Below are 23,113 nucleotides of genomic sequence, written 5' to 3'. Positions count from 1 at the left end.
TTGAAAATAGTTAAGCTGCTCGATTAACGAAAAATCGCTCCATGCCTTGCCGCCACGCGGCTTCAGCGTCAGCAACCGGTAAGTCAAGCACCTTTCGACCGGCGAGCGAGATGGTGATCCGGTCACCTCCGGTCTGTCCCTGGGCTGCAATCGGGACATCTGCAGTCTCAACTTTCTTACGGACGATCCCAAAGTCACTTTCGGCGATCGACACAAGCACCCTTGATGGTGCCTCGCCGAACAAGATTGACGCTTCCGCAACATCAGCGCGTTCCTCACTTGCGTCATCAGGCATCATTAGGTCGGCCCCTGCACCGCCCGAATCGAAGCAACACTCGGCGAGCGCCACAGCAAGACCCCCATCCGAGCAATCGTGCGCTGACTGAATAAGACCGGCTGAGGCGAGCTCAACCAGAAGTTGCTGAAGCCTACGCTCGGAGTCTAATGACAGGGGGGCCAGTGAACCCGCAACTTGTCCACAGACCGTCTTGAGATACTCGCTCCCGCCCAATACCCCGGGACCACCTCCTAACAACAGGATCGCCAACTGGGATGACGGAAATACTCGACTGAGAACACTGGAAGCATTCTCGATCACCCCAACAACCCCGAGCACCGGCGTAGGATAGATTGCTTGTCCATCGGTTTCATTGTAGAAGCTTACGTTGCCACCAGTAATCGGCACCTCTAAGGCTCGACAGGCTTCGCCAATCCCCTCCACGGCGCGCGCAAACTGCCACATGATTTCTGGGCGCTCTGGATTTCCAAAGTTCAGGCAGTTGGTAGCTCCAATCGGCAAAGCACCCGCACAGGCAACGTTGCGGGCCGCCTCCGCGACGGCCAGCATTGCCCCTAGATGTGGGTCAAGATAGCAGTGTCGTCCGTTGCCGTCGACCGAGATTGCCAAGGCTCGATCCGTACCTTTCAGCCTTACAACACCCGCGCCCATGCCCGCAGGTGCAATCGTATTAGTGCGAACCATGTGATCGTACTGGCGGTAAACCCAATGCTTACTAGTCACGGCCAGCGAACCTAAAAGTTTCAGTAGCGCTGACTCTGCTGTCGGCAACACCGGCAACGCTTCGAGATCCAAGCGACGCACCTGTTCTAGATACCCCGGGATCTCAGTTGGGCGATTGTAGAGAGGTGCCTCATCGGCGAGCTCACCGTTCGGAATCTCGGCAACTACGGAGTCTCCCTCACGCACACGCAACTGGCCGTCATCTGTCACCACACCAATCGACACGGCATGCAGGTCCCACTTTTTAAAGATGCGCTCTACCTCGGTCTCCCGCCCGCGGCGGACGACCATAAGCATTCGCTCCTGTGACTCCGACAGCATGATTTCGTATGGTGTCATCCCGGATTCACGCTGTGGAACTCGGGTCACATCAATGTCAATACCGACGCCACCACGTGAACCCATTTCCGAAGTCGAACAGGTCAGACCGGCAGCACCCATGTCCTGAATCCCCACGAGCGCGTTGGTTTGCATCAGCTCAAGACATGCCTCGAGCAAAAGTTTTTCCATAAACGGATCACCCACCTGCACGGCGGGCCGCTTCTCCGATGACTGCTCATCAAATTCCGCCGAGGCCATCGTTGCGCCGTGAATGCCATCACGTCCGGTTTTGGCGCCAACGTAATACACCGAATTACCTACACCGGACGCTTCTCCCATGACGAGCTTACCGGCTTGAGCAAGGCCGAGACAGAAGACATTGACCAACGGATTGCCCTTATAGGTATCTTCGAACAAGATTTCGCCGCCCACCGTCGGAATGCCGATACTGTTGCCGTATCCCCCAATGCCAGCGACCACTCCCTCCAAGATGCCACGAGTTTTCACGTCATTGAGCGACCCGAAGCGTAGCGAATTGAGCAGTGCGATCGGGCGCGCTCCCATAGTGAAGATATCTCTGATGATGCCACCGACACCGGTTGCCGCCCCCTGATAGGGCTCGATAAACGAAGGGTGGTTATGAGATTCGATTTTAAAAACGGCGACAAGCCCGTCACCAACGTCCACGGCGCCTGCGTTCTCGCCAGGGCCCTGCACTACACGCGCTCCAGTCGTCGGCAGTGTCCGCAGGTGGATCCGTGAACTCTTATAGCTACAGTGCTCCGACCACATCACTGAAAAGATGCCGATCTCCGTGGGTGAGGGTTCTCGACCAAGGATCTCGAGAATCTTCTGGTACTCCTCACGACTCAAGCCGTGGTGGTCAAGAGTCTTGGATTTAATCGTAACCATGGCCGGTTCGCCTAATCACATTGTTTCATCCGGGCAGCACCATTCCATCACTCTTTAGTTGCGCAATGGCAGATTCGAAGACTACCAAGCCGTCAGCGCTCCCCATCGCCGACTCGCAGGCGCGCTCCGGATGCGGCATTAATGCCACGACATTCCGCTGTTTGTTACAAAGTCCTGCAATGCCGCGCGCCGAACCATTAGGATTTGCCGCATCGGCAACCGCCCCTTCGACATCGCAGTAACGGAAAACCACCTGACGATTAGCTTCGAGCAAGTCGAGTTCATCTGGCGGTGCAAAGTAATTGCCTTCGCCATGCGCGATTGGGATGCGCAACACTTGACCCAGAGTCGCAGTGCAGGTGAACGGCGTATCGAGTGCCTCGACACGGACATAAACTTGCTCACATTGAAACTTAACACTGCGGTTATATAGCATTCCGCCAGGTAGTAAACCGGCCTCGAGCAGTATTTGGAATCCATTACAGATTCCGAGCACGGGGCCGCCAGCCTCCGCGAACGCCAGTACCGATGCCATGACCGGAGAAAATCTGGCAATCGAACCTGTCCGGAGATAATCACCGTAGGAAAAACCGCCAGGCAAAATCACTACATCCGCACCCTGAAGACTAAGTTCCTTGTGCCACACGAACTCAGCGTCGACACCTAGGACGTGTTTTGTGGCGTAATAAGCATCGTGGTCACAATTGGACCCAGGAAAAACGACAATGGCGAATTTCATGATGGCGACCCGAAAGCCCCTACTTCGACACTCCGATCGTCTCGTCTTCTATGTCGATTCTGTAGCTTTCAATGACCGGGTTTGCGAGTAACCTATCAGCTACTTCGTTGGCCAGTGCACGGGCGTCGTCAATTGTTTCAACGTCGAGTTCAAGTTCGAAATACTTTCCTTGTCGAACGTTCCGCACGCGGTCGTAATCCATAGTATGGAGAGCGTCAGCAATCGTCTGACCCTGCGGGTCGAACACTGATTCTTTGAGCGTCACGAACACGCGCGCCTTCACGGCTCCGCTCCCTGATTAGTGTTCGTCCCAAAGACTCTCTCAAAAATCTTATCCACATGCCTCAACTGCACATCTAAATCGAACATTCGCTCAAGCGCTTCTTCGGGCATAACGGCCGTAACCTCAGCATCGGCCATAAGTAGAGCCCTGAAATCCATCGCTTCATCGAAAGATCGCATCGCATTTCGTTGTACCCACTCGTATGCTTGTTCGCGTGACACGCCCCGCTGTGTGAGTGCCAACAATACGCTCCCGGAAAAAACGACGCCTCGCGAACGCTCAAGGTTCTCGCGCATCCGCTCCGGATGCACAACGAGCCCACTGACAATCCGCGTAAAACGGCGCAACATGTGATCGAGGGTGATAAAACTATCTGGCACGATTACCCGCTCGACCGACGAGTGGGAAATGTCGCGCTCATGCCACAGCGCCACATTCTCTAACGCTGCCATAGCATTTGCTCGAAGTAAACGCGCCAAGCCGGTCAATTGTTCGCAGCCAATTGGGTTTCGTTTGTGGGGCATCGCCGATGAACCTTTTTGTCCCTTTCCAAACGGTTCTTCGACTTCGCCGATCTCGGTCTTCTGCAAGCCACGGATCTCAAGCGCAAACTTCTCAATCGAAGCAGCCGCGATCGCCAAAGTGGCTAGTACTTCAGCATGCCGGTCTCGCTGTAATACCTGCGACGACACCGGCGACGGGGAAAGGCCGAGCCGTTCGCACACACTAGTTTCGATAGCTGGATCGAGATGCGCGTAGGTGCCAACCGCACCGGAAACTTTACCAACTCTAATTACCTCACGAGCCCGGTTTAGCCGCAGTTGATTGCGAGCCAACTCGGCGTGCCAGAGCGCCAGCTTTAAACCGAAAGTCATCGGCTCGGCATGCACACCGTGAGTCCGCCCGATCATCGGAGTCATGCGGTGTTCCTCCGCACGGGTCCGAATAACTTCCAAGAGTTTATTCAGGTCCAAAAGAATTAGATCACAGGCCTCCACCATCTGGAGAGCAAGCGCGGTATCGAGCACATCCGAGGAGGTCAAGCCAAAGTGCAGCCATCGTGCCGAGTCGCCAACGCGCTCAGCTACAGCAGTGGTGAAGGCAATAACATCGTGCTGGGTCGTAGCCTCAATTTCCTCAACACGCGCTATGTCCACAGCGCCGCGTTCACGAATGTCACGCGCGGCCTCAGCGGGAATCATCCCAACCTCAGCCATCGCTTCAGCCGCGGTCGTCTCAACGAGCAACCAGGTCTCATAGCGGTGCTGGTCAGTCCAAATGCGGCCCATTTCAGGGTTGGTATAGCGAGGAATCATTTACAGTTCTCTAATTATCAAGCATTAGGCAAACGGTAGATCGGTCTGAGTCAGACCTGATTGCGTTGGCGCCAACCGCGCGGAGTAGCGAGACAGACTAGCTAGGTCAATCGTAGGCGTTGGTCGATCCTGGTCCGCGACCACCACCCGAACATCCTCGCGCCCGACCGCGCAAAGTGCATCCAAGCAGCTCATCTTGGCAATTTCCGGCACGTTGTTGACCCGACTTAGGTGAGCCAAGACGATGCAGCGCACATCAGCGCCCAAATGGTCGCGGACAAAGGCAGCCACATCTTCATTCGACAGATGTCCATCATCCCCAGCAATGCGTGACCGAACACTGGCCGCGTATGGACTTACGCGGAGCAACTCTACCGCATGATTCGATTCCATCACTAGCACACGGCACGTCGCAAAGCGGGAAATCAAATCCTCGGTAATGTTCCCGACATCAGTCGCGAATCCAATCGCGCCGTCTGGAGTGTTAATCCGGAACCCGAGCGTATCGTCAGCATCGTGACAGACACCAAACGGGACAAATTGCATCGCGCCGAAAGCCACCATACGTCCAGGGATCAAGAATTTCCAATTTGCGACCTTCTGGGCGCCCTCACCCCAAGCAGTACGAGTCGCTTCTGTGACATAAATTGGAATTCCGTGCTTTCGCGAGAGCATTCCCGCGCTCCGCACGTGGTCAACATGGGCATGAGTAATGAGCACAGCACGGAGAGTGTCAGCAGCAAGGCCCAAGCTATCTAGCCGCTGCTGTATAGCACGGTAACTCAATCCAGCGTCGATCAACACTCTGTCGTTGTCGCTGGTCACAAGGGTGGCGTTCCCACTACTACCACTTCCGAGGACTGTTAGTTCGACAGAGATAGTCTTACCCTTCCCATGATGGCCGGTGTTTATTCGACGACGGTCGCGACACCGACACCCAAACGCTCAGCCGACAGATCAAGTCCGGTCGACGGCCCTAGTACCGTTACGGCCCGAGGACTATCCACCAACAAGTCACGACTTATGCGCTGTAAGTCCCCTATCGTCACGCGGTCGATGCTCTCAAGGGTCTCGTCCAAGCCGACCTGCTTGCCGAGATAAAGCTCTTGGCCTGCAAGGTGCGACATTCTGGACGAAGTACTCTCCAGGGAGAGCATCAAGCTCCCCTTTAAGTGGTCTTTGGCTCGCTGCAACTCAGCAGCCGGCACCGCTGTGTCAGCCAAAGCGCGCATCTCATCAACAACCAAGTCAAGGACTTGGGCGACCGAGTTCGTCGCACAACCCGCATAAACAACAAGTGCTCCTGTATCGCGATATACGTTGAGACCGCTAGACACAGCATAGGCTAGTCCGCGCTCTTCACGGATATGCTGAAACAATCGGGAACTCATCGAACCACCTAAGATCGTGTTCATCAGATAGCTGGTATAGCGATCTGGGTGGTCCTGGGGGTAGGCAGCAGTGCCAACGCAAATGTGGCTCTGCTCAAGGTCCTTATTGCGCAGATGTATCTGCGGCATCGTGGCGGGTTGAACCCACGACACTGGAGCGCCAGTTGCCGGCAAATCGCCAAACGCGGCTTCGACGAGGCTGCGTAACTGAGGATGCTCAAGATTACCGGCGGCAGAAACAACCACGTTCGGTGCTATGTAGGCCTGTTCGAAAAACCCTCGGAGCTCATCACTTGTGAACGTAGATACGACATTGGGGGCACCGAGAATCGGCCGACCCAGAGCATGGTCTTCCCAAAATTCCTGCATGAACAACTCATGGATTAGGTCATCCGGCGTATCCTCGACCATCTTGATCTCTTCGAGCACCACCTTCTTCTCCCTTTCGATGTCTTTTTCACGAAAGCTAGGATGAAGAATGAGGTCCGACAGGATGTCGAAAGCGGCCGGCAAATGTGTGTCGAGCACCTTTACGTAGTAGCCCGCGTATTCTTTCGCAGTGAAAGCATCGACTTGACCACCTATCGAATCAATGGCTTGCGCAATTTCTTGTGCCGATCGCGATGCGGACCCCTTGAACAGCATGTGTTCAATGAAGTGCGATATTCCTGACTGGCCAGGGTCTTCATGGCGGGAACCACGGGCAATCCAAACACCAAGACTAATCGAGCGAACATGCGGCATCGCCTCGGTGATCAGGCGCAGACCGTTGTCGAACACCTCGCGAACGATCATCGGCGGAGGAAGAAACTCAAGTCGTCTTGCAAGTTTAGTGCAACCTCGCAAGTCACTGATCAAAAAGGGCTTACGTGATAAACCGTAAAGCCAGATCATATCACGCGTGGCTCATCTCATCAACTATGAACCCGCAAATATTCGCGACTTTTCGCACTATTCAGCCCAGAGCAAACCGGCGGCGGCATGGTACGATGGGGGTTCGGCCTCGACAAGGTGAACAGACGTGACTGGTTCGACCTGCGACCTAGCAGAACTTGATCTCAAGGAACTTGAAGGCGCATTGGCTCCGTTGGGTATCGAGCCATATCGGGCTAAACAGATCTATTCCTGGGTACATGGGCGCGCGGTGAACGAGTGGGCACACATGACCGATCTGCCCAAGAAATACCGTAAGTCCTTAGCTGAAGCTTTCACGATTTCAACACCTCGAGTTGTCCAACGCGCGCTATCCGGGGACGGCACGATGAAGTTCCTTCTCGAACTAACTGATTGCCGGCGCATCGAGGCCGTCTACATTCCGGATTCGCCAGCTCACACATTCTGCATTTCAACTCAGGTGGGTTGTGCAATGCAGTGTACGTTTTGCCTGACCGCTAAAATGGGCCTCCAACGGCATCTAACCGCCGGAGAGATCGCTGCGCAAGTCCGCTTATTAAGGTCGGAACTGAAGCTATTAGAACAGCCAGTCAACGTCGTACTGATGGGAATGGGTGAACCACTGCACAACTACGAGGCAACGATGCACGCCCTTCGGATAATGACTTCTGCCCATGGTGCAGCCTTGTCTCCCCGGCGCATCACTCTATCGACCGTCGGAATCCTACCAGCACTCACCCGTCTGGCCAGCGAACCAATCATGCCGAATTTAGCGATTTCTCTTCACGGAACGACCGAGGAGCAACGCTCATCTCTGTTACCGGTTAACCGGCGATATCCATTGGCAGAGCTTCTGGCCACGTGTCGCGCTTTCCCACTGAAACGGCGAAGCCGGATCACATTCGAATACGTGTTGATCCGAAACTTCAACGACTCACCCGCTGACGCACGCCGGTTAGCGAAATTACTTACGGGACTTCGCGCCAAGGTCAACGTGATTCCGCTGAGCAGCGCTCCGGGAATTCCCTACGAACGGCCATCCTCAGGACAGATCGACCGATTCGGTAGGCTGTTGGCCGAACAGCGCGTGACCGTTTCTATCCGAAAGAGTCGCGGCCGGGATATTCGTGCGGCCTGTGGACAACTCGTCCTCGAAGGAACCCGACCGTCACCCAGTCAGCAATTAGCAGGCCTGATGGACACAGGAGTGCACTCAACTCCAACGGCTGAGTTGTAAATTGGGTCGACAATCTCGCCCATCATTTGACCGCCAGTCACCGAATTGATCCTGACGTTGACCATGCTATTGCGTGAGACCGGTTCGCGAAGTTGAACCTTCAGGTAATTGTCCGTCAGCGCCAATCCGCCGCCCTCGAGTATAAGCGCCGGACGCACCGTGCCAATCGCAGAGCGTCGAAAGCGACCCTGAAGCTGTGCCGCTACGGCTCTGAGCTCACTTGCGCGACGCCGTACGACGTTGGTGGCGTTCTTTTTCGGCATCCGACTTGCTAACGTCCCAGGACGGTCAGCGTAGGGAAATACATGCACATAGGTGAGGGGTGAGTCAGCCAGGTATCGAACTGACTCGTCGTGATCGCTTTCAGTCTCGGTTGGAAAGCCAGCCATTACGTCTGAACCGATAGCTGAATCCGGTAATGCTTCGCGTACGGCTTCGACAACGCGTCGATAGTCATCTTTTGAATATGGTCGGCCCATCGATCGCAGGCAGTTATCGCTCCCGTGCTGAAGGGGCAAATGAAAGTGCGGAGTAAAGCGGCCGCTCCTAGCAACAAGCTCGATCAGTGCCGGCTCGCAATCCATTGGTTCGAGCGAACTAATTCGAAAGCGGCAGTCAGTTCGTTGACCATCAAGTGCTTTCGCAAGTTCCAGTAGCGACGCCGACGGACTTAGATCTCGACCATAGGAACCGAGATGCACACCCGACAAAACGATTTCCTTGAAGCCAGCATCAGTTGCCGATTGGACACGCTCAAGCACTTCATCAATCGATCGACTTCGCCCGCGCCCGCGCGTGCTGGGAATGATGCAGTAAGTGCAGGTCTCGTCACACCCGGTTTGTACACACAGCATGTGCACCGTCCGACTTGGAGCAACCGTCTCAAGTGGGACCCCGCACGGCCCATCGCCCGTTCCCTTTGGTAGTAAACGGATGAGAGCTCGCAGATCATCCGTCAGTTGTTCCTTGCGAGCATTTGGCACAACTGCTTCAACGCCCGGTAACGCTGAGATTTCTTCGGCCGCGCGTGTGGCATAGCACCCTGTCACAACGATACGCGCGTCAGGGTTACTCCGTCCGACCCGCCGAATCATCTTACGTGCTGACTGATCGGCCGACGCAGTAACAGAACACGTGTTGACCACAACAAGGTCCGCGTCTTCAAAATGCGACGGCCGTCCTCCGACAGCACGGAGGCCTCCATCGAGGCACATCGAATCGGCCTGATTCACTCGACATCCAAAAGTGACGAGAGCAAATTTCATTGCTGAATCCGTCGCGAGCTAGCCTTCAACCTTGGCGGCTGCCTTCTCGACTTTAGCTACTAGGGATGCTTTGTACTCTGTCAACTTGTCGACCAATGCGGCATCTCCCGTGGCCAGAATCTGAACTGCAAGAACAGCAGCATTGGTCGCACCGGCCTTTCCTATAGCCATAGTCGCTACTGGAACCCCCGGAGGCATCTGGACTGTTGCTAGTAGCGCATCCATCCCTTTCAGCGCGGTTGAATCGATCGGTACACCAACAACTGGAATAGAGGAATGCGCCGCAATAACCCCGGCTAAATGAGCGGCGGCACCAGCTCCTACAATGAACACGCCAACACCGCCGGCGTGCGCCTCATCAATTAACCGTTTGACCCGGTCAGGCGACCGGTGCGCTGACGCCACGGTCATCGTGTAACCAACGCCGAACTTTGTTAGAACATCCGCCGTGGCCTGCATCACAGACGCATCTGAATCCGATCCCATTAGAATTACAACTTGCCACTTATTCATCTTTCAACTCCCGGGGTTTATTGCTATCAGGATGCCAGCGCCAATGCCTTCCGGCCAATATCTGTCCTAGTGTACATCCCGTCAAATCCGATTAACGTTATCGCGCCATAAGCTCGGTCGATGGCCTCGGAGAAAGTGCTGCCCCGCCCGACGACTGTCAATACGCGGCCGGCCGATGTAACAATGCCTGCCTCAGTCCGGTTGGTGCCGGCATGGAAAATCAAAACGTCCTCACATGCGACAGCTGCCTCAAGCCCGGAGATTGGAAAGCCAGTTCGATAAGAATCGGGATAGCCGCCAGAGGCAACGACGACCCCGACGTGAGGTTTGGTATCCACTAAGCAATTTTGTCCGGCCAATGCGCCTTGGGCCGCCGCCATGAGAAGCGAAGTTAGGCCTTCACTGACCAACGGGAGAACGACCTGTGCTTCGGGATCACCAAATCTGACATTAAACTCGATGACCTTCGGCCCTTCCACAGTCAGCATGAGCCCTACATAGAGCACACCAACGTAGGGTTGCCCCTCAGCCACCATGCCGGAAAGCACTGGTTCAACAATCTCATTTATAACGCGCGCTTGAATCTGGTCAGTCATCTGTGGAGTAGGTGCAAAGGCGCCCATACCGCCTGTATTAGGCCCTTCATCACCATTGAACACCCGTTTATGGTCTTGAGCTGATGGAAGCGTGAGTGCTGTTTGACCATCACATATCGCGAAAAAGGATGCTTCCTCCCCCTTAAGGTGCTCCTCGATTACAACGGTGGCGCCCGCCGCTCCAAAGCGCTGTTCCACTAGAATTTCTTGAACGGCCTGCTCAGCGGTTGTCAAATCAGTCGCTATGATGACGCCTTTACCCGCTGCCAGACCATCGGCCTTAATTACAACGGGATAGTCGAACCGACCCGATCGCACGGCGGCCAGTGCGCTGGATATGTCGGTATGAATTTCGTGCGCCGCTGTTGGTATCCGGTGTCTGGCCATGAAGGCCTTAGCGAAGGCTTTGGACGATTCTAGGCGGGCCGCGGCTCGGGTCGGTCCAAATAGGAGACGCCCTCCTGCCGCAAACCGATCAGCGACACCCTTTGCCAAGGGCAACTCGGGACCAATGACCGTGAGGTCCGAATCCTCGTGCTCAGCCAACTGGAAGAGAGCCTCTGGGTCGGCCTGGTCAACCGAAACACATTTCGCGACCGTGGCCATTCCCGGATTACCAGGAGCACAGACCAAGTGCCCCGTTGGCTGCTCGGCAGAAATCTTCCAGGCCAAGGCATGCTCACGGGCACCTCCTCCGATAATCAGGGTCCGCATGAAGCCACTATACTCATGACAATAAGTGTGTTAGTGATAAATATCCAATAGTTTGGATATCATTAGATGCCTTCGCGGAAGCGCTGCGACCTACCAGCCTTTGGGCCTAGAATCAGAGCCCACCTGTGATAGCCTAGCATATTCGGCCAGAGCCATTTAGCCTTATAGGTGCCTATTTGGCCGGTAAGGAGGTGGATTCAGGTTGGCAGAAGTAAAGATCCAGGACGGAGAATCGATTGAAAGTGCGCTCCGTCGCTTCAAACGGAAAGTTCAGCAAGAAGACATAATCAAGGACATCAAGAAGCATTCGTTCTATCTCAAGCCGGGCGACAAACGCCGTGCGAAGCAGGCCCTCGCACGTAAGCGTAGTCGGAAGAAGCTACGCCAAAACTTCGACTGAAGCGGGCGTCAGGCTGGACGACCGGTCGCCGTGCATAATGGCGTACAATCCTCTGCAACCTATTCCCACAGCTGCGGGCGCCGATATTGGTCGCGCGTCAGGCGGTTCGTTCGCTGCTGGCCTCTTCTGGTCCCTCAGGCCTCGCCAGTGGACAAAGAATTTACTGGTTTTCGCAGCCCTCCTATTTGGACAACGGCTTACGGACCCGGACGCAGCCCTGCGTTCGGTAATCACCTTCGTTCTGTTTTGCGGGCTTTCAGGAGCAGTCTATCTCGTCAACGACATAGCCGACCGTGAAGCTGACCGTCGACACGCCCATAAGGTCAAACGTCCGATCGCCTCAGGCCGCGTCTCGGTCCGGGGAGCTCTAGTGACCGCTGTAGCACTTGCTACAGGCTCCCTACTTCTGGCCGCAGCGCTTTCGGGTTCTCTTGCCATTATCGCAGCGACCTACGCCGCGGTTGTGCTGCTGTACACTGCGGTGTTAAAACATGTCGTCATTCTAGACGTGATGACGATCGCTGCGGGTTTCATCCTGCGGGCGATAGCGGGCGGTGTAGCAATCGGTGTGCCGGTCAGCGCCTGGTTGCTGATCTGCACAAGCCTGCTGGCCCTATTTCTGGCATTGAGTAAACGTCGGCATGAGATTCTGTTGATGGCTGAGCGCGCCGCACAGCATCGCCCGAGTCTGGGCGAATACAGCCCTTACCTCCTAGATCAGATGATCTCGGTGGTAACGGCATCCACCTTGATCGCCTATAGCTTTTACACTATCAGTCCGGAAGTGGAGGCGCGTTTCGAAACACCTTGGCTCGGTCTAACGATTCCGTTTCCTTTGTACGGCATTTTTCGGTATTTGTATCTAGTGCACCAAAAGGCGAGCGGGGGGAGTCCCGCCGAGTTACTCTTAGCCGACCGGCCTTTACTGGTCTGCGTCGCGCTGTGGGTTGGGGCGGTGGTCCTCCTCGTGTATCGCCCCTGGTGACTTTACCCGCCGGCGGCGCTCTGCGTCGTCAGGCTAGAAATTGAGACCTTATGGCTGACTTTGCAATTCGATCGGGGTCCATCGACGTCGAAGAAATCATGCGGCACATCAGGAAGCGAATCCGTGACAAGCGTGGCGTCGACTATACCGACCAGGAGATTCGTGAACTCGCCAACGTTAAGCTGCAAAGGATTCTTGACCCCACCGGGGTGCGCTCGGATTTACTGAAGCATTTCCGTGAGCGACCCAAGACTACCTGGCCAGAAAATACAGAAAATTACTCATTGCCAGAACCAGAAAATATAGAAAACTACTCATTCGAGAATCACACGATTTACGAATCAACCCGAGGACTAGTCGCATTCGTCAGGCTTTTGCTCCGACCAGTTCTGAAGCTCTTCTTTAACCCTAATCCTCTAATTCACGCATTACACAAGCAAAGTGACACATTACACAAGCAAAGTGACACATTACACAAGCAAAGCACGATCAACGCTAAACAGAACGCAATCAACTCTCACATCGAGGCTCGTTTCGGTGCGAAGGACGACCACGACGCGTTGAGCTATGAAATTCTTAACAACCTTGTCGTTGAAATCACGCGCCTCAGTATCGAGGTCAACAATCTAAAGATGCAGGTGCAGTCGGTAAATAGCCGCCTCGATTTTGACGAGCGCCGCGCCCGCGCCCTCGAAGGCCTGGTTAATCCACCGGCTGCAGGCACCCCAACAGAGCGCAAGGCTAAGCCCGCTACCGAGGATTCTGGTGACGGCGCGTCGAAGCCGCGCCGACGACGACGGCGACGGCGCGGAGGTCGACGTCGAACCACCCAAGATGGAGAGGTGAATCAGACCGTCGAAGCCGAAACGAAAATCGCGGAAACCGAGAATCAAGACGAGCCCTCACCGATAGCGGAAACCGCAGTAGGTGCAGGGTCCGCTAATAGCGCCGAGTCTTCAACCGAAGAACCGGAGCGTCCCGAGGCGGCCACCCCACGGACACCTGACGACGGGGCTGCCGACACGCCTGAAAAGTGAAACTGGCCGTTGTCGTTCAGCGTTACGGCTCCGACATTAACGGAGGCGCCGAGCTTCACGCCCGGTACATCGCCGAGCATCTCGCCAAACATGCTGAAGTGGAGGTGTTAACCACGTGCGCAAGGGACTATGTCTCGTGGAGAGATGAGTTCGCTCCTGGTGAAGACCGTGTAGGAAATTTACTGGTCCGCCGGTTCCCCGTCAGGCACCCTAGGGACCCATTAATCTTTGGCCGGTGGTCGCACCGAGTGTTTGAGCAGCGGCATTCGGTCGCGCACGAACTAGCATGGCTGGAAAGTGAAGGCCCGACCAGCCCCCGGCTAATACGATATCTTCGAAAAAACGCTAGCGCCTATGATTTCTTTCTGTTTTTTAGCTACCGCTACGCCCATGCCTACCACGGATGCCGCGCAGTTGCTCCTCGTGCGGTCCTAGTGCCAACAGCGGAACGTGATCCCGCAATCGGTTTGTCGATCTTTGGACCAATTTTCCGTGGCGTTCGCGGCATCATGTATAACTCATTCGAAGAACGCGCGATGATTCAAGCGGTCGCAGGAAACTCTAAAGTCCGGCATACCGTGGTCGGTGTCGGCTCGGAAATTCCGAGTGACAGTAACGCCGAACGGTTCCGCCAGAAATTCGATATTCAGCAACCTTTCATCGTCTATATCGGCCGCCTTGACGAAAACAAGGGGTGCCCAGAACTTTTCCAGTTTTTCAGGAATTATGCGTCACGGGTGTCAGAGTCGCTCCAATTAGTACTGATTGGACGCTCGATCCTTCAAATTCCCTCGCATCCGCGAATTCGCCATTTGGGATTCGTGTCGGACCAAGACAAGTTCGATGCCCTAGCAGCTGCGCGCGCGCTCGTAATGCCCTCAAAATTCGAGAGCTTATCAATGGTCACGCTCGAAGCATGGGCGATGGGCCGACCGGTGATAGCCAATGGTTCTTGCGACGTCCTCCAAGGACAATGCATCAGAAGCAAAGCCGGACTCTATTACAAGAACTACGAGGAATTCGCTGAAACGCTACATGCACTTGAGACAAATCGGCCGCTTCATGCTGCGTTGAGCGTGAACGGGTCCGAGTACTTTCAGCGACATTACTCCTGGCCGATCATCGAACGGAAATACCTTGAAGTGCTCAATCATCTCAAACGGGAAGAAGCGCAGCGAATGGAACCACTACCGGGTTGGTTTCACCGATGGCGAAGTAACATTGCACCGACGAGAGAAACTGTCGACGCCTTACCGACCGGGCCAGCTCTGAAATTCAATCGCGGCCCAAGAGCTGCCCGACGAAGGTGAATTGTGACACTGAAGACTACACGACGTGCCGATCGTCCGGCGGCCCACCAGGTGCTCGCAACTCTCAGTTACGGCGATGCTATCGGTCACGAAGTGCTCGGTATTCAACGTGTATTGCGTGAAGCTGGTTTTTCTTCGGACATTTTCGTTGAGACAGCCGATTCGAGGCTAAAGCCTCTCACTAGAAATTTTCGTGGTCTACCTGGTGCAGCAACAGCTGACGACCTCCTAATCCACCACTTCTCGTTGTCGTCTAAGGCCTCTCGGACCGCCTACGCGCTACCGAGCCGCATGGCACTGATCTACCACAACATAACGCCTCCAGAATATTTCATCGACATCCATCCGCTCTTAGCACTCAGATGCTGGGAAGGTCGACGTGAGCTGGGTGCTTACATCCCGAGGTGCGACCTGGCTTTAGGCGACTCCGAGTTCAACCGTCAGGAACTTCAGGCGCTTGGCTTCAGAAAAACAGGTGTCTTGCCGGTGATACCGAACTTCGATCACCTCGCTGGGGAGCCGGATTGGAGCTTGGTCTCACAGTTTAACGATGCGTGGACCAATATTCTTTTTGTCGGGCGGGTCATCCCCAACAAGCGGATCGAGGATCTAATCAAATTTTTTCATGCCTATCGGTCAACGCATAATCTCCGATCACGACTCATCATTGTCGGCTCCTACGTAGGGTTTGAGGACTATTTGATGAGTCTCTACGACTTAACTTCGAGGCTAGGTACGCACGACGTGCATTTTGTCGGTCAGGCCACGAATGCTGAATTGGCCGCTTTCTACAACGTTGCTGACGTTTTTCTCTGCGCTAGTGAACATGAGGGGTTTTGTGTCCCTCTGGTCGAAGCGTTCCATGAACGTGTTCCGGTAATCGCCTATTCTGCAACGGCTGTGCCAGACACTATGGATGGAGGCGGCGTGCTTTACAACGACAAGGACCCGTCTGTCGTCGCAGCTCTGATTGACGCAATTGTGTCAAACCAAGCTCTATGTGAAACGGTTGTCGATGCACAGGACATCGCCTTGGACCGATATTTGAATCATGATTTCTCAGCAACACTGATGCGCTTCGTGAACCAAATCCTCGAAGCCCCCCCCCTTCCACCATGGGAATTAAGAGGGGATTTTTGGCAAAAGTTCGATGATTTTTGGCAAAAGGTCGATGCGGATAGGGACGTCTTGAAACATGATCGTTAATCAGTGGGTTCCGGCCGCGCATCAAGGTGACGCGATCGGTGATAGCGCACGGCGGGTCCGCGACATGCTGCGCACCCTCGGTCATGTCGCCGACATCTTCGCCATCACGATCGACGACTCACTCCGGCATGACATCCGGCCGTTCGATGCCGAGGAGGCAACAGGGGGCGACCTCACAATTTTCCACTACGCGCTACCGTCACCGATGACGGAAGCGTTCGCAGCACTTTCAGGACGCCGCGTGCTGCAATATCACAACATCACGCCGGCTCATTTTTTTGCGCCGTATGAGCCGGAATTATTCCGACTCGCCGAGCTGGGCCGGCGCGACCTGGCGACGCTCGCCGGTCGCGTGGACCTAGCCTTGGGTGACTCCGAATATAACCGTCGCGAATTGGATGAGCTCGGGTTCGGCGACACCGGCGTAATGCCGATCGCGGTTGACACCGGGCGATTGTCGCGACTGAAAAGCCGCCCAGCACTTGAGGGTGTGCTTGACGACGGTCTCACAAATATCCTTTTTGTCGGTCGACTGGCACCAAACAAAAAGATCGAAGACCATATCCTCCTAGCCGAACATTATCGGCGTTACGTCGACTCCAATTATCGATTTATCTTTGTCGGTCGGAATGATGCTGCGCCGCGCTATTTCACAATGATTCGCTCGCTCGTATCCGAGTTCAACTCGACTCACGGTGAAATAGCTAGATTCTGGTTTACTGGAAGCGTGCCGGATGATGACCTGGTGACCTTCTATCGTCACGCCGATGCATACGTTTCCCTAAGCGAGCATGAAGGCTTCTGCGTACCGCTTCTTGAAGCCATGGCCGCTGAGGTACCCGTGATGGCTTACCCAGCCGGAGCCATACCAGAAACGCTGGCAGACGCAGGTGTGCAGTTTGCCCCGAAGAATTTTGAATACGCCGCGGAGCTTCTCGGTCAGCTGGTGTACGATGAGGACCTTCGGTCGGCGGTCCTGGCAGGTCAACGCGCTCGCCTAGAGAACTTTGGCGATGCAAAGATCCGTCAACACTTGGCGCAACTCGTCGAAAGGTTTTCGTGAGAATAGGTTTTGTTGTTCAGCGCTACGGCACAGAAATCCTTGGGGGTTCCGAATATCACTGTCGACTCATTGCCGAAAAGATGGCTTTGCAGCACGATGTTGAGGTTCTCACCACTTGTGCGCAGGATTACCTCACATGGAAAAACGAGTATCCAGAGGGTGCCGACCGTGTCCGAGGAGTGACAGTTCGCCGCTTCGCCAACGCGCAAACCCGCGACATAAAGTCTTTTAACCAATATTCGGACTGGATTTTCAATAATCCCCACACGCAGGCTGACGAAATGGAGTGGCTGCGACGCCAGGGACCCTGGTGCCCAGCATTACTCGAATATCTTGAGCAGCATGCGCTGAAGTACGAAGTATTGATCTTCTTCACATACCTCTATGCTCCCACTGTACTTGGCATTGCTGTTGCGCCTGGTCGGAGCATACTGGTGCCGACAGCCCACGATGAACCAGCCATTCATCTCGATCTTTACCGAGACGTATTCAGCTTGCCAGCTGGCGTGGCCTACAACACTGATGCTGAGCGGGCGTTCCTGAGATCAAATTTCGACATTCGGACTGTCGCGGAAAACACCGTTGGTTGCGGGGTAGAGTTTCTGCCACACCAATTGGACGATCAACCCAAGCGAGGTGGACGAACTCGTCGGAGGGGTGGCGGCCGGTCACGGACGGCGGACTCGGGTAAGCGCACAGACAACGATAACGGGCGTGGTAGTCACCTTCGTAAACGGGGTGCGGCATTCTTACGACGCCATCGGCTCCACGGTCCAGTAGCACTCTACGGTGGGCGGATCGAACCGGGTAAGGGTTGCGAAGAACTGATCGAGTACTTCAGTGCTTACGCGCAGAGCGGCGGGGATGCGACGTTAACGCTAATGGGCATAAAACTGATGCCTTTACCTGAAGAATCGTTTGTGCGCTTCGCTGGCCAGCTGTCTGAACAGGAACGGTTCGACGCGCTGGAGGCGGCGACGGTAGTGATCGTGCCATCCCCGTTAGAGAGTCTATCGCTGTTGACGCTGGAAGCATTCGCTGTCGGCACACCGATTCTGGCGAACGGTCGAAGCGAGGTAGTAGTAGACCACTGCCGCCGAAGTAACGCCGGACTTTACTACGGCGACCAGGACGAATTTGTTGAATGTCTCAAGCTCTTGCTGGTCGATGAGCGGTTGCGCTTAGCTATGGGACGTAAAGGTCAGGACTACGTCCAGAACCACTATCGCTGGGACGTAATCCTTGACAAATACGAGCAGTTAATTTCATCGATTCGCGGGCGTAGCTCGAATACCCGCGGCAGCACTCACCGAAGACAACGTTAGGTATTACGCCGGAGGGTTTGGGGTTTCTGGACCTTGACTTCAGAACACAAACCGAAAGCAGGGTTCATTGTTCAATTGTCTCGAGTGGTATCAACTCCTAGGGGCGCCTGGGCGGTTTCCGTGGATTTGGAGTCAGGACTTTGCAGGCGCTGGCGACTGCCCCTTTCGCTTGCTGACTCTCCGTCGTTGACCCGATTGGACTCCGTAGCGTTTGATCATTTCGTTTAATGTAGTTGGTTTAATCCGCAACAATTCGGCGGCCCGTTTTTGCACACCACCCGCTTCATGCAGTGCTGACTCAATAAGTTGTCGTTCGGAAGCACCTATCACTTCCTTCAACGAGATACCGTCTGGAGGAACCATGATTCTTGGCATCTGGAACTGCTCAGTGGCACGTACATGATCCGGAATCAGTTCGTTACCGATGCGAGGTCCTGAGGACAGCACGACTGCACGTTCGATTACATTTTCGAGTTCACGAACGTTTCCCGGCCAGTCGTATGCCACGAGAACATCGAGCGCCTCGGGAGTTATCTCAAGGTCTGGGCGGTCGTTCTCGCCACCGTACTTACATAGAAAATGCTGCACAAGTAACGGGATGTCTTCCTTTCGCTCCCGCAACGCAGGCAATTGCACAGTGATGACGTGCAGCCGGTAATAAAGGTCCTCCCGAAACCGTCCTTCATCAACCATTCGCTTCAAGTCGACGTTTGTTGCGGCGATGATACGGACGTCAACTTTGATGGTCTCAACGCCCCCCAAACGCATAAACTGCCGCTCCTGTATCACGCCAAGCAGCTTGGCCTGGGTTTCGAACGGCATATTCCCTATTTCATCGAAAAAGATACTTCCAGTGTCGGCTAACTCGAAAAGACCTTTTTTGGCCGATAGCGCACCGGTGAACGCACCCTTAACGTGACCAAATAGGTTCGACTCAAGCAAGTCGTGGGACAGATTTCCCGAACTCACCGTAACGAACGGAAACTCCGTCCTGGCTGAATGGGTGTGGAGCGCACGCGCGACCAGCTCCTTGCCGGTACCGCTCTCCCCTTCAATCAGAATCGTCGTGCGGCTGGGCGCTGCCTGTATGATCAGGTCGAACACCTGACGCAGTCGGGGACTTCGGCCGACTATGTCATCGAAATCATAGCTTTGAGCCTGAAGGTTCTGGCGAAGCGTGCGATTCTCTACTGTCAAACGCCGTTGCTCAACAGCATTCCGTAATACCTTCAACACTTCATCGTGTTTGAACGGTTTGGTGATGTAGTCAAACGCGCCAGCTTTAATCGCAGTTTTTGCACTCTCGACCGACCCGTAGGCTGTGAGCATGATCACTGGAAGTTCTCGGTCGAGCTTCTGTAGAGCGTCAAGAGTGGCCATGCCTCCCTGTCCTGGCATCATCACGTCCACAATGGCCGCATCTAGCGATTCGCCGCGCGCCATTTCAAGACCTTCTTCTCCAGTTGAAGCCGTCCGAACCGCGTAGCCTTCCCGGGTAAGAAGCGTTGTCAAAATTTCGAGCACTACCTCTTCATCGTCCGCGACGAGAACCGTGCGTTCATCCGTCATATAAATGTTTCGCAGCTTATTGGGCTACTTCATCCGAGCGCGTCAAAGCCGAAGCAGCAAGCGGAAAGTCGAGCGTGAATTTCGTTCCTTGTCCTTCGACACTGTCACATTCAATTGAACCACTATGTTCTTGCACAATACCGTAGGTGATCGACAGGCCTAATCCTGTACCACGTCCCAATGATTTGGTCGTAAAGAAGGGGTCGTAGATACGTGAGAGATGTTCGCCAGAAATACCCGACCCAGTGTCAGCAATTTCAATGGTGGCACGGTCACCATCCCGACGCGTCGCGATCCGAAGCCAGCCACCATTTGGCATGGCATCCCGGGCATTCAAAAATAGGTTCAAAAACACTTGCTGGAGCTTGTAATCGAGCCCGAGAGCTATCGGTGCAGGAGTGCCCAATTCTTTACGGACGCTGATATGTGACTCCTTGAGCTGGTGCTCTAGTAACGACAGGACATCGTTTATGACAGCGTTGACATCAACCGGACCAGCTTCCGTGCGCGCTGGGCGTGCTAAATCTAGAAGGCCGTTTACGATCTTCGAAGCGCGAATCGTTTGTCGCTCAATCTTCTGAAGCAGCCGCGTCTTCGGATCGTCGGTCTCCGCTCCCTCCAGTAGCATTTGGGTAAAGCTCGAAATTCCAGTTAATGGCGTGTTGACCTCGTGAGCCACACCAGCTGCGAGAAGTCCGATTGATGCCATCTTCTCCGAGATCTGCAATTGCTCTTCCAGCTGAACACGCGCCGTAATGTTTTCTAGGATTACGATCGTACCAGCACTCTCGCCCTGTGGTGTTCGCAGTGGCGCTGTCGCCAAATTGACTAGCAGTCGTTTCGGCCCGTCAGAATGACGGGACTGGAGTGGGAAGCGATATCTGACAGAACCCGTGTTGCCGCCATCCTGTACTTCCTGAAGCATCTGCACGAATACTGGCTCAAACAAAGAATCCAGTCTCTCGCCAAGGGCCTTATCACGTTCGACACCATAAAGCTGCTCCAGGCTTTGGTTCCAACGGATCACCCGACCATCAAAATCAATGACGGCTAAGCCATCGTTAAGGGACTCGATTACGTTCTCACTGAATTCACGAAGTCGATCGAGCTCGGAAGCCTTCGCACGCAGTTGGCCATAGAGCCGACCGTTCTCGAGCGCTGTCGCCACCTGTGCCGCGACCGCAGCGAGTAACGCAAGGTCTTCACTGCTAAGAGGCTCACCGTTGTCCTTACGCCCAACCGCCAGCACCGCCGTCGTCCCATCCTTCGAGACGCTAGGGATCAGGTAGTGAATTCCAACATCTCGCCAAGCATCAACATCGGAATTATCTGAGCGCCACGTGGCGTCGTCGAGCACGACCGTCCGCGAAGCCCAAAGCCACTCGCCGAGCGGTGACCGACGAGACAACCTCGGTATTTCCTCACCTACACCAGCAGCATGAATAACCCGAAGATTATCGCCTGAACCATCATCGACCGATGCGAGCATAAGAGCCATCCTATCAACGACGAACGTATCCATAACTCGCGTAACGAGGCGCTCGCTCAGACGTGCGAGATTTAAATCTCGGTTCAGATCACGAGCAAATCCAACCAGTGCCCGTCGGTAATCGTAACGATCGCGATAGTAGACTCGGTCCAAACCTGACTGAATCAAATCCTTAACCGGACTCGCTAACAACACAACGACCAACGTCGCAAGTAGCGCGATGATTGAATTATGCTGCGGGGATCCACCGAACAAGATCGCGGTGGCAACGCGGAGCATTACCGCGTAAATTACTACCATGGCTAAAAGCACCGTGGTGTAAGTCACCGACCGCTTGATGATCACCTCAACGTCCATCAGTCGGTAGCTGACCACCGCCGACGCAAACGATAAGGGAATGAGGCCGAGTGGTATCGCGGTTAGCTGCATCTCCGGTGCAGGATTAAAGCCTAGTACAAACGGCAAGAGGTAACCGGCTAGAAACGGCAAGCCGCCCATTACCGTCCCCCACAGAATCCACCGGAGCTGCCGACGCGCAGTCACCGACCGAGCTCGTCGCAGCGCCCAGAACATGATTGCTGCACCACCCATCAGACAGACCGCGAGGTAACCCAACTCAAGACGTTCCAAGCTTTCGATCGTGCTCGTGAGCTCAACCCTCCCGGCGCCGGATCTCGAGAAGGTAACAATGCGCATCAACCCGATGACAAGCGATGGCAGGTAGAGTACGAGATGCGGGAAGGGCCGCAGCTTGTTCTGCGTCCAGTCGGGTGACCGTTCAGGAAAAATTAAGGCGAAGTGTATGAATAGCGGCGGCAGCAGGAGCGTCGCGATAAGGTCCAACCAGTAGAAGACCCAATCCAATCGGTCAAGCCGGCCACTAAAGGAAAATGTGAAGACGCCGAAGAAAGCTACCGTTAACCAAAAAAAGTGGAGGGTAGCCTGCACCGTTGGCCGGCGCAGTCGTACCAACGCACCCATAAGTAATGTGAAAACACCGACGGTCGCTAACACAAAATATAAAACGCGATTACCGGCTGGAATCGGCTGCGGTGTCAATTCGAAAAGTTCTTCCGAACCCGAGCGAAAAACAATGTAGTCGAGTTGATCCCCAACCGCGCTGATGTGCAGTTCGGCCAGCACGGCATCAGGCGAATCGACCGGCTTACCATTAATTGCTAGCAGTAGGTCACCAGGCAAGATGCCCACGGCACCGGCAGCCGACTGAACATCTATTTCCGCTGCAACCACCCCTTCAGGCCGGGACACCCACAACACGCCATCTTCAACTTCACTCCAACTCGAGCGGACCGCAATGTTCGCGAACGCCAACACCAGAAGTGCGGCAACAACCAACATGGCGAGTATTTCCTGTCGTAACTCGCCAAACGGTGGCCAGGCCTTCACGTTACGCTTCAGAGCCGCTCGCATATCATTCAAGCTAGATTTTTAAGAACTGAATTCACAACAGCTAGAAAAAGTGACCTGCAACCCCCAACTAGTTTTACGTCGGGGCCATTAAACGAG

19 protein-coding genes are annotated in these 23,113 nt (G+C 54.7%); 8 read left to right on the top strand and 11 right to left on the bottom strand.

Features of this window, described 5'->3' with window-relative positions; genetic code table 11:
* Nucleotides 1-10 precede the first annotated feature (10 nt).
* Genes purL through QGH09_06625 form a run of 6 tightly spaced genes read right to left on the bottom strand, consistent with a single transcriptional unit; the run spans nt 11 to nt 6,877 of the window.
* Nucleotides 11-2,254 carry a phosphoribosylformylglycinamidine synthase subunit PurL gene (purL, locus tag QGH09_06650; GenBank protein HJO17859.1) on the bottom strand — a complete coding sequence of 748 codons (2,244 nt, stop codon included), beginning with the start codon at nt 2,252-2,254 and terminating at the stop codon, nt 11-13.
* 25 nt (nt 2,255-2,279) lie between these two features.
* Nucleotides 2,280-2,993, bottom strand: a complete 714-nt coding sequence (gene purQ, locus QGH09_06645; protein HJO17858.1) for a phosphoribosylformylglycinamidine synthase subunit PurQ — start codon at nt 2,991-2,993, stop codon at nt 2,280-2,282.
* 19 nt (nt 2,994-3,012) lie between these two features.
* Nucleotides 3,013-3,276, bottom strand: a complete 264-nt coding sequence (gene purS, locus QGH09_06640; GenBank protein HJO17857.1) for a phosphoribosylformylglycinamidine synthase subunit PurS — start codon at nt 3,274-3,276, stop codon at nt 3,013-3,015.
* Complete coding sequence (gene purB, locus QGH09_06635) at nt 3,273-4,592, bottom strand: adenylosuccinate lyase (protein HJO17856.1); 1,320 nt, start codon at nt 4,590-4,592, stop codon at nt 3,273-3,275. The genes purS and purB overlap by 4 nt, the downstream gene beginning before the upstream one ends.
* 24 nt (nt 4,593-4,616) lie before the next feature.
* Nucleotides 4,617-5,471, bottom strand: coding sequence for an MBL fold metallo-hydrolase (locus tag QGH09_06630; protein ID HJO17855.1), 855 nt, complete (start codon nt 5,469-5,471; stop codon nt 4,617-4,619).
* A 29-nt stretch (nt 5,472-5,500) separates the two neighbouring features.
* Nucleotides 5,501-6,877, bottom strand: coding sequence for a pitrilysin family protein (locus QGH09_06625; GenBank protein HJO17854.1), 1,377 nt, complete (start codon nt 6,875-6,877; stop codon nt 5,501-5,503).
* A 127-nt stretch (nt 6,878-7,004) separates the two neighbouring features.
* Here QGH09_06625 and rlmN point away from each other — a divergent pair, with 127 nt between their 5' ends.
* Nucleotides 7,005-8,114 carry a 23S rRNA (adenine(2503)-C(2))-methyltransferase RlmN gene (rlmN, locus tag QGH09_06620; protein ID HJO17853.1) on the top strand — a complete coding sequence of 370 codons (1,110 nt, stop codon included), beginning with the start codon at nt 7,005-7,007 and terminating at the stop codon, nt 8,112-8,114.
* Here the strand turns inward: rlmN and mtaB are convergent.
* Genes mtaB through purD form a run of 3 tightly spaced genes read right to left on the bottom strand, consistent with a single transcriptional unit; the run spans nt 8,054 to nt 11,202 of the window.
* Nucleotides 8,054-9,379, bottom strand: a complete 1,326-nt coding sequence (gene mtaB, locus QGH09_06615; protein HJO17852.1) for a tRNA (N(6)-L-threonylcarbamoyladenosine(37)-C(2))-methylthiotransferase MtaB — start codon at nt 9,377-9,379, stop codon at nt 8,054-8,056. The two genes, rlmN and mtaB, sit on opposite strands and share 61 nt — an antisense overlap.
* A gap of 18 nt (nt 9,380-9,397) precedes the next feature.
* Nucleotides 9,398-9,892, bottom strand: a complete 495-nt coding sequence (purE, locus tag QGH09_06610; GenBank protein ID HJO17851.1) for a 5-(carboxyamino)imidazole ribonucleotide mutase — start codon at nt 9,890-9,892, stop codon at nt 9,398-9,400.
* 26 nt (nt 9,893-9,918) lie between these two features.
* Nucleotides 9,919-11,202, bottom strand: coding sequence for a phosphoribosylamine--glycine ligase (purD, locus tag QGH09_06605; GenBank protein HJO17850.1), 1,284 nt, complete (start codon nt 11,200-11,202; stop codon nt 9,919-9,921).
* 202 nt (nt 11,203-11,404) lie between these two features.
* On the opposite strand from purD, the gene rpsU reads away from it, so the two are divergent.
* From rpsU to QGH09_06570, 7 genes are read left to right on the top strand one after another with little or no spacing between them, the layout of a single operon-like run.
* Nucleotides 11,405-11,602, top strand: coding sequence for a 30S ribosomal protein S21 (gene rpsU, locus QGH09_06600; GenBank protein HJO17849.1), 198 nt, complete (start codon nt 11,405-11,407; stop codon nt 11,600-11,602).
* Between the two features lie 37 nt (nt 11,603-11,639).
* Nucleotides 11,640-12,587 carry a decaprenyl-phosphate phosphoribosyltransferase gene (locus tag QGH09_06595; protein HJO17848.1) on the top strand — a complete coding sequence of 316 codons (948 nt, stop codon included), beginning with the start codon at nt 11,640-11,642 and terminating at the stop codon, nt 12,585-12,587.
* Between the two features lie 50 nt (nt 12,588-12,637).
* Complete coding sequence (locus QGH09_06590; protein ID HJO17847.1) at nt 12,638-13,624, top strand: hypothetical protein; 987 nt, start codon at nt 12,638-12,640, stop codon at nt 13,622-13,624.
* On the top strand, nt 13,621-14,934 hold the full coding sequence (locus tag QGH09_06585) for a glycosyltransferase family 4 protein (GenBank protein HJO17846.1): 1,314 nt from the start codon (nt 13,621-13,623) through the stop codon (nt 14,932-14,934). The genes QGH09_06590 and QGH09_06585 overlap by 4 nt, the downstream gene beginning before the upstream one ends.
* A gap of 3 nt (nt 14,935-14,937) precedes the next feature.
* Nucleotides 14,938-16,140, top strand: coding sequence for a glycosyltransferase family 4 protein (locus QGH09_06580; GenBank protein HJO17845.1), 1,203 nt, complete (start codon nt 14,938-14,940; stop codon nt 16,138-16,140).
* Nucleotides 16,130-17,203: a glycosyltransferase family 4 protein gene (locus QGH09_06575; protein ID HJO17844.1), complete on the top strand. Its 1,074-nt coding sequence runs from the start codon at nt 16,130-16,132 to the stop codon at nt 17,201-17,203. The genes QGH09_06580 and QGH09_06575 overlap by 11 nt, the downstream gene beginning before the upstream one ends.
* Nucleotides 17,200-18,528, top strand: coding sequence for a glycosyltransferase (locus QGH09_06570; protein ID HJO17843.1), 1,329 nt, complete (start codon nt 17,200-17,202; stop codon nt 18,526-18,528). Before QGH09_06575 ends, QGH09_06570 begins: the two co-directional genes overlap by 4 nt.
* Nucleotides 18,529-18,660: 132 nt before the next feature.
* On the opposite strand, the gene QGH09_06565 is transcribed toward QGH09_06570, so the two are convergent.
* The gene (locus tag QGH09_06565) at nt 18,661-20,097 is read right to left on the bottom strand and encodes a sigma-54 dependent transcriptional regulator (GenBank protein ID HJO17842.1); all 1,437 of its coding nucleotides are present in this window, start codon (nt 20,095-20,097) and stop codon (nt 18,661-18,663) included.
* Nucleotides 20,098-20,113: 16 nt separating this feature from the next.
* Entirely contained in the window at nt 20,114-23,017 is a 2,904-nt protein-coding gene (locus tag QGH09_06560; GenBank protein ID HJO17841.1) for an ATP-binding protein, read from the bottom strand.
* Nucleotides 23,018-23,113 lie beyond the last annotated feature (96 nt).

This window comes from Vicinamibacterales bacterium (assembly GCA_036012125.1).
In the GTDB taxonomy this organism is placed as follows: domain Bacteria; phylum Acidobacteriota; class Vicinamibacteria; order Vicinamibacterales; family UBA823; genus UBA11600.
This window is presented reverse-complemented; position numbering and strand designations above follow the sequence as displayed.

What these genes read in the sequence shown, in the direction of transcription:
- purL (HJO17859.1), bottom strand. Translation starts at nt 2,254, where the DNA reads ATGGTTACGATTAAATCCAAGACTCTTGACCACCACGGCTTGAGTCGT.
- purQ (HJO17858.1), bottom strand. Translation starts at nt 2,993, where the DNA reads ATGAAATTCGCCATTGTCGTTTTTCCTGGGTCCAATTGTGACCACGAT.
- purB (HJO17856.1), bottom strand. Translation starts at nt 4,592, where the DNA reads ATGATTCCTCGCTATACCAACCCTGAAATGGGCCGCATTTGGACTGAC.
- QGH09_06625 (HJO17854.1), bottom strand. Translation starts at nt 6,877, where the DNA reads ATGATCTGGCTTTACGGTTTATCACGTAAGCCCTTTTTGATCAGTGAC.
- mtaB (HJO17852.1), bottom strand. Translation starts at nt 9,379, where the DNA reads ATGAAATTTGCTCTCGTCACTTTTGGATGTCGAGTGAATCAGGCCGAT.
- purE (HJO17851.1), bottom strand. Translation starts at nt 9,892, where the DNA reads ATGAATAAGTGGCAAGTTGTAATTCTAATGGGATCGGATTCAGATGCG.
- purD (HJO17850.1), bottom strand. Translation starts at nt 11,202, where the DNA reads ATGCGGACCCTGATTATCGGAGGAGGTGCCCGTGAGCATGCCTTGGCC.
- QGH09_06595 (HJO17848.1), top strand. Translation starts at nt 11,640, where the DNA reads ATGGCGTACAATCCTCTGCAACCTATTCCCACAGCTGCGGGCGCCGAT.
- QGH09_06590 (HJO17847.1), top strand. Translation starts at nt 12,638, where the DNA reads ATGGCTGACTTTGCAATTCGATCGGGGTCCATCGACGTCGAAGAAATC.
- QGH09_06575 (HJO17844.1), top strand. Translation starts at nt 16,130, where the DNA reads ATGATCGTTAATCAGTGGGTTCCGGCCGCGCATCAAGGTGACGCGATC.
- QGH09_06565 (HJO17842.1), bottom strand. Translation starts at nt 20,097, where the DNA reads ATGACGGATGAACGCACGGTTCTCGTCGCGGACGATGAAGAGGTAGTG.
- QGH09_06560 (HJO17841.1), bottom strand. Translation starts at nt 23,017, where the DNA reads ATGCGAGCGGCTCTGAAGCGTAACGTGAAGGCCTGGCCACCGTTTGGC.